Annotated in this window: 8 protein-coding genes; 2 read left to right on the top strand and 6 right to left on the bottom strand. The window is 73.4% G+C overall.

All coding sequences use genetic code 11. The features are described 5' to 3' along the window. Nucleotides 1-22: 22 nt before the first annotated feature. From fabD to ACH4SI_RS24915, 4 genes are read right to left on the bottom strand one after another with little or no spacing between them, the layout of a single operon-like run. The gene (gene fabD, locus ACH4SI_RS24900) at nt 23-3,274 is read right to left on the bottom strand and encodes an ACP S-malonyltransferase (protein WP_398299140.1); all 3,252 of its coding nucleotides are present in this window, start codon (nt 3,272-3,274) and stop codon (nt 23-25) included. Nucleotides 3,275-3,288: 14 nt separating this feature from the next. After that, complete coding sequence (locus tag ACH4SI_RS24905) at nt 3,289-4,242, bottom strand: methyltransferase domain-containing protein (RefSeq protein WP_398299142.1); 954 nt, start codon at nt 4,240-4,242, stop codon at nt 3,289-3,291. A 51-nt stretch (nt 4,243-4,293) separates the two neighbouring features. After that, on the bottom strand, nt 4,294-5,523 hold the full coding sequence (locus ACH4SI_RS24910; protein ID WP_398299144.1) for a macrolide family glycosyltransferase: 1,230 nt from the start codon (nt 5,521-5,523) through the stop codon (nt 4,294-4,296). Then, the gene (locus ACH4SI_RS24915; protein ID WP_398299146.1) at nt 5,520-7,238 is read right to left on the bottom strand and encodes an acyltransferase domain-containing protein; all 1,719 of its coding nucleotides are present in this window, start codon (nt 7,236-7,238) and stop codon (nt 5,520-5,522) included. Before ACH4SI_RS24915 ends, ACH4SI_RS24910 begins: the two co-directional genes overlap by 4 nt. A 249-nt stretch (nt 7,239-7,487) precedes the next feature. Between ACH4SI_RS24915 and ACH4SI_RS24920 the strand changes: the two genes are divergently transcribed. Together ACH4SI_RS24920 and ACH4SI_RS24925 are read left to right on the top strand one after the other, a co-directional pair. After that, entirely contained in the window at nt 7,488-8,018 is a 531-nt protein-coding gene (locus ACH4SI_RS24920) for a hypothetical protein (protein ID WP_398299148.1), read from the top strand. Next, nucleotides 8,011-9,060: an SRPBCC family protein gene (locus ACH4SI_RS24925; protein WP_398299150.1), complete on the top strand. Its 1,050-nt coding sequence runs from the start codon at nt 8,011-8,013 to the stop codon at nt 9,058-9,060. The genes ACH4SI_RS24920 and ACH4SI_RS24925 overlap by 8 nt, the downstream gene beginning before the upstream one ends. 64 nt (nt 9,061-9,124) lie before the next feature. Here ACH4SI_RS24925 and ACH4SI_RS24930 read toward each other — a convergent pair whose 3' ends face one another. Both ACH4SI_RS24930 and ACH4SI_RS24935 read right to left on the bottom strand, forming a co-directional pair. After that, nucleotides 9,125-11,227 (bottom strand): PIG-L family deacetylase, encoded by a 2,103-nt coding sequence (locus ACH4SI_RS24930; protein WP_398299152.1) that lies wholly within the window; start codon nt 11,225-11,227, stop codon nt 9,125-9,127. 217 nt (nt 11,228-11,444) lie between these two features. Further along, the gene (locus ACH4SI_RS24935) at nt 11,445-12,317 is read right to left on the bottom strand and encodes a DUF3152 domain-containing protein (protein WP_398299154.1); all 873 of its coding nucleotides are present in this window, start codon (nt 12,315-12,317) and stop codon (nt 11,445-11,447) included. Nucleotides 12,318-12,355 lie beyond the last annotated feature (38 nt).

The raw sequence follows: 12,355 nt of genomic DNA on the forward strand, positions 1-12,355 counted from the left end.
GGGTGGGCCGCGGGGCCCGCGGTCAGCCGAGGATCCGTGCGGCGCCGTCGAGGATCCGGCGGCCGACCTCGTCGGCGTGCCGCTGCCGCCAGTCGTCCAGGTCGGTGCCGCGCAGCCACTGGTTGCACGCGCCGAGCGCGGGCCCGCAGAAGACCTGGAAGTCCGTCTCCCGTCCGGCCTCGCCGGCCACGGCCAGCCGCAGCGCGCGGTCGCAGTACCAGCGGAACACCAGCGCCATGCGCCGCTTGGGGTCCGGCTCCGGTTCGCGGGGGTTCTCCTCCGCGGCACGGTCCCTGAGCCGGGCGTACACGGTGTCGAAGGACTCCTGGAAGTAGCGTTCCTCGATCCGCGCCCGTACCTCGGGCGCGATCTCGTACCAGTCGTCATGGGTGCGCCACAGGTCGTACAGCTTGTTGGCCCGGGCGTGGAAGAGCACGCCCTTCTTCATCACCCGGGCCCGCCCGCCGAGTTCGAACAGGTCGCCGAAGGGCGCGTACGTGGTGTCGTGGACGTCCAGCGCCCGCAGCAGGTCCTTGACCCGGCCGCCGAGGCCGCTTTCGGCCGTGCACACGTTGACGGAGCCGGTCAGCACGAAGTCGGCGCCGAGGACGAAGGCCGACGCGGCCGCTTCGGGCGTGCCGATGCCACCGCCCGCGCCCACCCGCACCGCCCCGGCGGCCGGGAAGCCGCGGGCCACCTCGTCGCGCAGCCGGGCGACGGACGGCAGCAGCGCGGGCAGGGCCCCCATGTCCGTATGGCCCCCGGCGTCGCCCACCGCGCACAGGTCGTCCGCCACCGGCAGTAGCGGGGCGGCCGCCGCCTCCTCCGCCGACAGGACGCCCTCGGCGAGCAGCCGCTCGACGATCCGGGCCGGCGGCGGTTCCAGGAACAGCCGGGCCATGTCCGGCCGGGTGACCTTGGCGAGCAGCCGGTTCGGGGCGTGGGCGCGGCCGTCGCCCAGCGGCCGGGCGCCGCGCAGCCGGTAGCGCACCAGCGCCGGGGTGATCTGTACGTAGGTGGCGGCCTCCAGGAACCGCACTCCCTCGCGCAGCGCCGCGTCCACCGTCTCCCGCTCCGCGCGGTCGCCGAACGGGCTGTAGGTGAGGTTGACGCCGAACGGGGCGCCGGGGCCGAGGCGGTCCCGCAGGGCCCGGATCGACCCGGCCACCTCATCGCCCGTCAGCCCGCTGGTGCCCAGGTACGACAGGAACCCGGCGCGCGCCATGGCGGCCACCAGATCCACCGATCCGATCCCGTGGTGCAGCCCACCGGCCACATAGGCGTAAGCGGTGCCGTACGTCTCGCGGAAGGCGGCGGAACCCAGCGTCCCCGCCGTCACCCTGGCGGTCGCCGCGGCGGTGTCCGCCGTCCCGGAGGGAAGCGGGGCGGCCTCGGAAGAGAGCGGCGTGGCCTCGGACCGGATCCGGGCGACCAGCTTGGTGAGCACCGTGCCCGGCCCCAGCTCCCGTGCCTCCAGCTCCCCCTGACCCATCAGCCGGCGGATGCTGTCGGACCAGAGCACCGGACCGGCGATCTGCCGCCGCAGCTTCTCCTTGACGTCCCCCGCCCCGCCGTACGGCCTGGCGTCGATGTTCGCGATCACCGGCACCTTGGGCGCCGCGAACGCGAACCCGTCCAGGAAGCGGCCGAACTCCTCGGCGGCGTCCGCCATGTACCGGCTGTGGAACGGGGCACTCACGTTCAGCGGCACACAGCGCGCCCCGACCTCCGAGAACAGTGGCAGCGCCCGGTCGATGTCCGCCTTGGGCCCGGCGATCACCGTCTGAGAGGGGGCGTTGATGTTGGCGATGTCGACCGCGTCGAGCCCGTGCCCCTCCAGCACCTTGCGGACCGCCTCCGTGTCGCACCCCGCCACGGCCGCCATCGTGCCGCCCGTGGCGCGGCTCATCAGCTCACCGCGCTTGCACACCAGGCGCAGTCCGGTCGCGAAGTCGAAGACACCGGCCGCGAACAGCGCCACGTACTCGCCCAGGCTGTGCCCGAGCGCGTAGTCCGGCAGCCGCTCGCCCTCCTGGAGCGCCGCCAGGTGGGACAGGGCGCCCACCACGTACAGGGCGGGCTGGGTGTACGCGGTCTGCTTGAGCTGCCGGTCGGGGTCGTCCACGCACAGCGAGCGGATCGAGTAGCCCAGGATCGCGTCGGCGCGCTCCGTCAGCTCGGGAAACCGGTCGAACAGCTCCTTCCCCATGCCCTTGACCTGCGATCCCTGGCCGGGGAAGAGATGGACGCGAAGTGGGGTCGAAGTCATCTGCCGGTCCTCGGTTTTCTGGGCGGAGGGGGCCGGGGTGCCGTCCGGCCGGTCTTCCGGGAGGGCGTACGCCAGGACCTTTTCGAACAGCGCCCCGTCCTGGGAGAAGGGCGACAGGAGCGGCAGCGCCCGGGACGCCGCCCCCGACGGCAGCCGAGGCGTGATCAGATTCGCCATCGAGCCCGAGGGGCCCAGGTCCAGATAGAGGTGGCGGTCTTCGCGCAGCAGCCCCTCGATCACCGGGCGGACGTCGAAGCGGTGCCGCATCGCCCGCCACAGATGACCGGCGTCGAACCGCTCCACCTCGCCGCCCGTCGTGCACGACAGCAGCGGGATCCGCGGACGGCGGAAGGCGATGGTGCCGATCAGCGAGGCGAACTCGTCCCGTACGGCGTCGATCGCGGCCGAGTGGAAGGCGAACGGCACCGGCAGCCGCTGGAACAGCACGCCCTCACCGGCGAGATACTCCTCGGCCCGGTCCAGATCGGCCTCGGCGCCCGCCACCACGAAGTTGGTGTCCGAGTTGACCGCGGCCAGTTCGCACCGCCCGTGCAGGGCGGGCGCCCGCTCGAACAGCGCGGGGCCGTCCAGCACCGCCAGCATCCCGCCGCGCGGACAGCGCGCCTCGAAGATCTCCACCTGACGCAGCAGCAGGCTCAGGCACTCCCGCGGGTCCACGGCCCCCGCCACGGCCGCCGCCGCCGTCTCGCCCAGGCTGGCCCCGACCACGACGTCCGGCCTGACCCCCCGCGCCTCCAAGGCCGTCGCCAGCGCGTACTCGATCATGAAGATGCCCGGCTGGCTGACGCGGAACCCGTCCAGCGGCTCGTCCATCCGCCCGCCGTGGATCCGCTCCACCACGGAGTCGCCGCGCTGCTCCCGCACCACGGCGTCGAGGTCGAGCAGGGTGCGCCGGAAGACCTCGTCGTTCTCGTACAGCCAGGCCCCCATCCTGTGGTACTGGGAGCCCTGGCCCGCGAACAGGAAGACGTTGCTGAGGGTCATGGGAGACGGTCTCCTCACACCTTCCGGGCTATCTGGTGGCGGTAGCTGTCGGGCAGCGGGCTGCCCGTCGGCAGCACGCCCGCCTTCTTGAGCAGCTTCATCAGCGCGGTGTCCTCCAGACCCGCGAACTTCGCGCCGAACAGACCCCGGCGCGCCTGCTCCCCCACCACGCGCGCGAGCAGCGGCATCCGCTTCTCGGCGAACGCCTTGCGGAAGAGGCTGCCGTCGGCGAAGCGCCGCCGGATCGCGGCCCGGGTCAGCTCGGAGACGTCCCGCTCCTGCAGCCACTCCAGGCCCTCGGTCCCCCGCTTGATCCGGTCCATCTGCTCATGACGGGCCAGGGTGAAGCTGTCGATGTGCGAGAAGTAGCCGCCCGGCTTGAGCACCCGGCTCACCTCGGACAGGAAGCGGCCCAGGTTCGGGTAGGTGTGCGAGCTCTCGATGTTGATGACGACGTCCAGCTCGCCGTCCTCGAACGGCAGGTTCTCCGCGTCGCCCTGGATGTAGCGCAGCCGGCGCCCGCGCGAGAGCCGGGTCTCGGCGCGCTCGACGGCGTTCGCCGAGAGGTCCATGCCGGTGATGCTGTCGGCCTCGATCAGCCGGGAGACGAAGTTGAGCCCCTCGCCGAGGCCGCAACCCACCTCCAGCACGGACTTGCCCGCGTACTCGTCCAGCCCGATGGGCAGCGCCCGCAGCGCCAGGTAGTACATCTGCTCGGAGTAGCCGTCGCTGTCCAGGGTGCCGAAGCCGGGGATCCGCGTGCGGATCTCCTTCTCCAGCGTCTCGTCGTAGATGCCCCAGTTCCAGATGTCGCCCTTGGACGAACCCGCCGCGGCCAGGTCGTACACCGCCCCGGTCGCCTTCTTGAACCGCTCGCCGAGCCCGGCGCCGGGACCGTCCGTACCGCGGGTGAGGTTGATCGTGCGGAGCCCTTCGGTGAATTCGCCGAAGACCTTGGGAGTAGCCATGTGTTCCTCTCGTCGACGCGGTGAGCGGTGGCGCCGCGTGCGGGACACCGCCTATCGCGTGGTGCGCTCCAGATATGCCGTGATCTCCTCGGCGGCGCGCATCGCGCCGCCCGCCTCCCGGGTGGACCGCCGCATATCGGCCAGCCGCTCGCCCAGCTCCGCGTCCCCGGCCAGCCGGAGCACCGCGGCGCGCAACCGCTCGGCGTTCAGCTCCTCCGGGCGCAGCACCTCCCCGAGCCCCAGCTCGGCGGCCCTCCGGCAGCCGGGCAGATAGCTGGCCGAGCCCGGCACGACGACCGTGGGACAGCCCTCGTGCATCGCCTCGGTGAGGCTGCCCATGCCGCCCTGGGTGACGAAGACGGACGCGTACCGCAGGACGTCCCGGTACGTGATCCACGCGTGCGCCTCGGCGTGTGGCGGCAGCGGGCCCAGCGCGGCAGGGTCCAGACCGTGACCGAGCGCGAGCACCAGGTGGTGGCCGAGGCCCTCGAAGGCCCGCAGGGCGGTGCGGAAGAACCCGGCGTCGTTGTTGTACGTGGTGCCCAGCGAGATCAGCGCCACCGGCCGGTCCCCGGCGGGCGGCCGCCACGGCGGAGGCGAGTCCGCCCCGGCACCGGCCGTCGCGTCCCCGCCCGGCGGCGCGCACGGGCCCACGAAGGCGAAGCGCTCGTCGAAGGTCTCCCCCCGGGGCTGGAAGGCCCGGGGGACGAACACCACGTGGAAGTCCTCGACCTTGGTCAGCAGCTCCATGACCGGCATGGTGACGCCGTGCTCGGCGAGCAGCTCGGCGTTCCGCTTGCCGTACGCGGCCAGCTCGTCCGGGGTCGGGACCGGCCCGGCCGCCGCGGTGGCCTCGGTCATCTCCCGCATGAAGGAGTAGTGCTCGTTGGACGCGAAGACGGGCTCCAGCTGCACGGCGGGCAGCCCCCACCGGGCGGCCAGCACCCGGCCCGCCTGGAACGCCTGGCTGTCGTACGCGACGAGGTCGGGCCGCGGGCCCGACCCGGCCAGATGCGCCTCGACCGCACGGAGGATCAGCGCGTTCTCCTCCAGCAGCAGCATCACCGACTGGACCGGGCCCGCCGTCTGGAGCCGGGCGACCGGATCGAGCGACGGATAGGTGACCACGGTGGCGCCCATCCGCCGCGCCCGCTCGGCATGGGCGTCCACGGTGACGAAGGTGACCTCGCTGCCCCGGCGCACCAGTTCGGCGGCCGTGGCGAGGCTGGGGATGACATGCCCGAACGCCGGGAGGCCGAGCATCAGAACGCGGTGCGTCATCGGAGCGCGCCTTCCGGCCGACGGAGGAGGGAGGGGGCCAGCGCCCGCTGATAGGGGGTCAGTCCGCGCCGGGGCAGGGCGCCCAGCGCCGCGAGGGCGTCCCGCGAGGCGCGCATCGACCGCAGCTCCGCGGCGCGGCGGCCGGAGGCCAGGACGTGCCCGGTGCGGCCGCCGTGCTCCAGACACTGCTGGATGGCCTCCTGGAGCACGGGATGGCCGCTGATCTCCAGGAAGACCTCGTGCCCCGCCGCGCGCAGCAGCTCGACCGCCGATGCGAACCGGACCGGCTCCCGGAGGTTCCGTATCCAGTAGGCGCCGGTCAGCTCGGGCCCCGCGATCCGCTCCAGCGTCACCGTGGAGTACATGGGGACGGCCGCGGGCCGCGGCCGGATGTGCGCAAGCGCCGCCTCCAGGTCCGCCCGCAGCTCCTCGACGAACGGGCTGTGCGAGGGGGCGGTGTCCTTGACCTGCTTGCAGTAGACGTCCCGGGCCTCCAGCCGGTCCAGGATCCGCTCCAGCTCGCCCAGGTCACCGGCCAGCACGGTGGAGGCCGGACCGTTGTAACCGGCCACGCAGACCAGGCCGCGCGCCCCGGCGATCTCCCGCTCGGCTTCCTCGGCGGACAGCTCGACCAGCGCCATGGTGCCCTTGCCGCTGATCCGGTGGAGCAGCGCGCTGCGCCGCACCTGGATGGTCACCGCGTCCTGGAGCGTCAGCGCGCCCGCGACGTGCGCGGCGGCCACTTCGCCCATGCTCTGGCCCACCACCGCGGCGGGTCGCACCCCCCAGGACCGCCAGACCTCGGCGAGCGCCACCTGCATGGTGAACAGCGTGGGCTGCAGTACGTCGGACCGGCTCAGCCGGGGCCCGGCCGCGTCGTCGGTCAGCTGGTCCAGCACCGACCAGCCGGTCTCCGCCCGGACGGCGGCGTCGCAGCGCTCCACGGCCTCCCGGAAGGCGGGCACGGCGCGCAGCAGCTCCCGGCCCATGCCGAGCCACTGGTGCCCCTGGCCGGCGAAGGCGAAGACGACCTCGCGGCGGACGGGCGCGGGGGTGGCGCGGACCCGGGCGGGTGGCTCCGGTGCCCGGGGCGGCGGCGCGGCGAACCGCAAGGAGGTCCCGGTGCCGTCGGCGCCCACGGCGCGCAGCGACAACGGGAACGGCCCGAGGGGTTCCCGGAGGAGTCCGACGATGCGGGCGAGGCCCGCGAGCGGCCCGGCGTCCGGCCCGATGACCTCCGTCCCGTCCCCTTCTTCTCTTTCTTCTGCTTCGCCGCAAAGGGTGGCGAGCACCCGGTCGCCGTCGCGCAGCGCCCGGTCCAGCCGCTTCAGGGCCACCGCCGCGGCGCCGTCCCCTACGCCGGCTGCCGCCAGCGCGGTGTCGCAGTCGCCGAGTCGTACGCTCTGCCAGGCCAGCCGCACCGCGAGCAGCGCGGGACAGCGCGCGGCGTCCAGGACCACGGCGGGGCCGCCCTGCCGCAGGGCGGGCAGCGGATCGCCCGGGCCCGTCTCGTCCGTGGCGCGGCCGAGGGCGAGGAAGACCCCGTCGCCCGGCGAACGCCGGTCCTCGGGCAGGGCCTCGGCGGCGGCCTCCCCCAGCAGCCGGCGCGTGGACCCGGTCCACGCGGTGTGCCCGTCGGGGCCGTCGCCATGAGCTGTGTCATCTCCCGGGAGCCGGTGGCCGACACCGACGACGGCCACGGCTTCGAGCGACATGGTCACCTTCGAACACCTCCCCCCGGGTAAGCCCAGGTGGCCTGAGCTCGCCGGTCACGCTAGCCAGCGGCCGCAGCGGCCGAGAACCCGTGCCGCCCCCTAGATCCGGGCCGAACCTAGGGGTTTTCACCTGCCGAAACGCACCTATGTTCGGCCGCCGGGGAGTGGTCTGCGGCCGTTGGGTACTCGGCCCCGAGACCACCGTCGGCGGCGCCGACGGGGCCGAGGACAAGGAGAGTGAGAGAGTTGATGACCAATGGCAAGATCGCGGTAGCGGTCGCGGGAGGCTATCTCCTGGGGCGCACCAAGAAGGCGAAACTCGCACTCGGGCTGGGCATGCTGCTCGCCGGGAAGAAGATCACCCTCGATCCGCAGCAGCTGGCCAAGGCGGTCGCCGACTCCCCGCTGCTGAGCGGTCTGAACGCACAGGCGCGCAAGGAGCTGACCGGTGCCGCCAAGTCGGCCGCGACCTCGGCCCTGTCCACCCGCATGAACGGCCTCGCCGATTCGCTGCACGAGCGCACGCTGGGCCTGCGGGGCGAGGCGGACGACGAGGGCGATGCGCGCGCCGAGCGCGACGCGGACGAGGAGCCGGAGGACGACGAACCGGCCGACGAGGACAGCACACGTACATCCCCGGCGCCACGCCCCAAGGCGCCGAAGGCCAAGGCGGCCAAGGCCCCGGCCGGCCGGGCGCGCAAGGCCGCCCCGTCCCCCGGCCCCGCGAAGAAGGCGGCGAAGAAGACGGCGAAGAAGACCGCTGGGGGCCGCAATGGCTGACACGTTGGGCAAGCTCAAGGACGACATCGTGCGCAGCCCGGCCGCGGACCGTCTCAAGGACGAGCTGCAGAGTTACGTCCAGGCCCGCGCGACCCATGCGCTCTCCGGGCTCGGCTCCGGCCTCGCCAAGGGCACCCAGGCGCTCGCCGAGGGCAAGCCGCCGGGCCAGGCCGTGCTGAAGGCCGGAGCCTCCCAGCTGAAGGATTCGCTGAAGGACAAGGTGAAGGGGATGTTCGGCAAGGGCGGCGGGGGCAAGGGCGGCGGCGGCAAGTCCAAGAGCGTCACGGTGGTCGAGGACATCGACGTCGGGGTGCCGGTCCGCGAGGCGTACGACCAGTGGACCCAGTTCCAGGAGTTCAGCACCTTCGCCAAGGGCGTCGTCAGCGTCGAGAAGGCCGACGACACCAGCAGCAACTGGAAGGTGAAGGTCGCCAAGTCCACGCGCAGCTGGAAGGCCAACGTCACCGAGCAGGTGCCCGACGAGCGGATCAGCTGGACGACCGAGGGCGCCAAGGGCACCGTCAAGGGCGTCGTCACCTTCCATCCGCTCGGCGACAGCCTCACCCGGGTGCTGCTGGTGCTGGAGTACTTCCCCAAGGGCCTGTTCGAGAAGACCGGCAACATCTGGCGCGCCCAGGGCCGCCGCGCGCGGCTCGACCTCAAGCTCTACCGCAAGTTCATCATGATGCGCGGCGAGGCCACGGACGGCTGGCGCGGCGAGATCCGGGACGGCGAGGTCGTGGTCGACCACGAGACGGCCGTGGCGGAGGAAGAGGAAGAGCAGGACGAGAAGGCCGAGGCCGGGGGAGAGGCCGATGAGCCGCGGGCCGAGGAGGACGACGAGGACGCGGCGTACGAGGACGAGGAAGAGCCCGAGGGCGAGGGCGACGAGGCGGAGTTCGCGGACGAGGACGAGGTCGAGCCGGAGGACGCCGCCGACGCCGAGCCCGAGGAGGAGTACGAGGAGGAGCCCGGCGAGTTCGACGAGGCCGCCGAGGAAGAGGACGCCGAGGACGAGCGCCGGGTCGCGGCCCGCCGCTGACGCGCCTCTTCGGCGACCGCCCGGGCGCCCCGCTCGACACGGCGGGGGCGCCCGGGCGGCGGCGTCACGCCCTCGACGTCGGGCGCGGGCGCCAGATCCAGGGGGTGGCGTCCGGCGCGATGCCCACCACGCTCGCCCCCTGGCGGGGGTCCGCCAGCAGGGCGGGGGTGCCCACCGGGGTGAGGTGGCCGGGGGAGCGCAGCGGGCGGTCGCCGGGGCCGGTGCCCCACTGGACCTGGACGTCGCCGTCGAGGCTGCGGCCGAGCATGAGCAGGGTGGCGGACTTGTCGTCCCCGCCGTCCTTGCCGGGCTCGGCCACGGTGTGCGCGGCGATGGCCCCGTACCCCTCGAAGTGCGGCACCGTGCGGCTCTTCGTACGGCTTTCCGCGCCGTTCTCCGCGCCGTGGAGGGCCGGCACGGTGGCCGCGGGGGTGCGGTAGATCAGGGAGAGCGAGCCGTCGGGGGCGATCGCGGCGCCGATCTGGTTGCCGCCGGGGCGGGGCAGTCCGGCGGGCGCCCGCAGGGTGACGGGGTCTCCGGGCCGTTCCTGGGACCAGTGGTGCACGGTGTCGCGGCCCGGGGCGACGACGTGGGCGCGGCCCTCGCTGTCGACGAGGGCGGTCAGCCCGTCCTGGATCTCCGCGCCGCCGAGCCATTCCCAGGGACCCCAGCGGCCGTCGGCGCCCCGTACCCGGGTGGCGAGGCCCTTCTCGGCGGTCCGTACGAAGAGGTGGACCTTCCCGTCCGGGGTGGCGACCGCGGTGGGGCAGCCGACACGGCGGCCGTACTCGGGGTTGGCCTCGGGGGTGCCGAGCCCGGTCCAGGCGCGGAACGGCCCGTCGGGGCGGCCCTGTTCCAGCGCCACGATCTCGCGCAGGTTGGCCCCGCCCTGGCCGTCCAGCGCCGCGAACCGCAGCGCGAGGAGTACGTGGCGTCCCGCGCGGTCGGTCACGGCGGTGAGCGCGGGGGCCAGCGGCCCGCCGCCGAGCCCGAGCGGGCTCCCGAACCGGCCGCTGCCGCGGGCGGTTTCGCGCCACCGGACGGCCTGGGCGCCGAGGACGCCGTACGCGACGAGGCGGCCCTCGCGGTCGGTGGTGGGGGTGGGTAAGGCGCTGGGGTAGCGGTAGTGGGTGGAGCGGATCCAGCCCTTGCGGTTCCGTAGCGGCCGTAAGCCGCCCTGGCTGTAGTCGCCGCAGCCGGCGGAGTCACCGCACTCCCACTCGGGGGAGCCGCCGTACGCCTTGATGACGCGCGCCTTCTGGGCCAGCAGGGCGGGCGGCAGATTGTGCGGCCAGCGCTGGTTGTAGTAGCCGCGGAAGGACGTGGTGAGGAAGCGCGGCGCCTCGTGGTCCCGCCGGGTTGACTCGGCCGCCCACTGCGCGATCGCCTTCCAGGTGAACAGCGCGACCGGGGTGTGGTCCCGGTGGTCCGAGCAGCCGGGCTGGTCGTTGTCCTTGGGGTGCAGCGCGTCGTGGATCTGGAAGTCGGGGTCGGGGTCGAGGGTGTGGATGAGCGTGGGCCGGTAGCGGTCCATGATCTCGGCGAGCACGTCGACCAGGGTCTGGTGGACGTACGAACTGGGGTGCCCCACCGGGGAGTCCTCGGCCAGGAGCGTGCGCATCACGGTGCCCGGGGTGTCCCACAGGTCGGGCATCCGGGTGTGCCCCTCGGACAGCATGGCGATGTTGAGGAAGATCAGCCGCACCCTGCGGGAGCCGTTGGCGAGCACGTTCGTCTCCGCCTTGACGCCGCCGGGCAGGTTCAGCACCGACCGCTGCCACGGCGTGAACTGGTGCAGCCCCAGCATCTGTGCGTACGCCTGCCGCAGCCCCTGGTGGCGGGCGGCGGAGTACGCGGCCTTGTCCGGCGGCGGAAGCGGCCGCCCGGCCACCCGGTTGAGGCCCAGGGCCTCGCCCGCCGTGACGTACACGCTGACCACGGGGACCCCGGAGCGCAGGACGTGCTCGTTGTCGGGGTTCATGAAGTACAGGTCGTCATCGGGGTGGGCCATGACCTGGAGCAGGGTGGACCGCTTGTCCCCGGCCGCCGAGGTGAACGGCTCGGCGGCCCCCGGTCCTGTGGTCGTCCGGGCCGGTGCGGCGGGGACGGCGGAAGACCCGGAGCGGCTGCTGCACCCGGCCGCGGCGGCGGCGGTGAGGGCCGCCATCGCGGCCACTGCTTGCCTGCGTGTCGTGCGCGCGGGCAGAGTCCATCGACTGTTCAATTTGGTGACCCTGTCACTTGTGCAGCACGTAATCTCCGGCTGCTTCCACGTGATAAAGGACGGCCGATGATCTTCGAAGGTTGTCCGATAGCCGGAGAGGTCTCGATCACACTTCGGACACGCCAAGCGGAGCGCGGGCGTCGAGGGCTTCGAGGGCGGCTCAGGCCACCGAGGGGCCGCCGAGGTACGTCCCCGCCTTGCTGTAGGGCCAGGCGTTGGCGACGCAGCCCTTCAGCCCGTCTATCTGCTGCATCATCGCCGGGGCGGGCTTCCCCTTCCCCGGACAGGTCTCATGGCCGTGGCCGATGCGGTGGCCCACCTCGTGGTTGACGATCAGCGCCCGGTACTCGCCGATCGGGCCGTCGAACTCGGGCGAACCGGTGTTCCAGCGCTTGAGGTTGACCATGACCTGCGTTCCGGCGGCGCAGTTGACCTTGCCACGGGTCCTGAGGCCCGCCTGCCCGCAGATGTCGTCGACCGTGTCCGGGGTGGCGATCTTCACCTCGAAGTCGTAGGCGCCGCCTGACACCAGCTGGAAGGAGTGCTTCCGGTCCCTGGTCCAGCCGCGCTCGTCCGCGAGGACCGCGGATATATCGGCCGCGGCCCGCTTCGGGTCGACGCCCGTGCCCTGCTCCACCTGGACCTTGAACCGCCGGACGTCGCCGCCGTCGCCGATCACCTTGCCGGACGCCTTCGCGGTGATGAAGGTGCCGGTCCCGGCGGCGGACGTGGGCGCGCCGGGGCGCGTGGGACCCGCGTCGCGGGAGGACCGGGAGGGCGGGGCCGAGGGCGCGGCGGTGGGGGAGTGGGCGGCCGTCGGGGACTGGCTCGCCGCCGGGGAGTCCGCGGGGGCCGCCCGTACGCCGCCCCCGTCGCCCGGTAACAGGACGTAGCCGGCCAGCAGGACGCCGGACGTCACCGCCGCGCCGATCAGCAGCGGCACCACCGGCGTCCGCCGCCGCCGACGGCGGGAGGAACGGCGGTGCGACGGCCGGGCGGGCGATGTCGCGGACTGGTGTTCGGTGACGGTCATGGCGGGGGTGCTCCAGGGGAGAGTGAGGGGGCGGCCGG

The organism is Streptomyces sp. NPDC021212, assembly GCF_044332925.1.
Classification (GTDB): Bacteria; Actinomycetota; Actinomycetes; order Streptomycetales; family Streptomycetaceae; genus Streptomyces.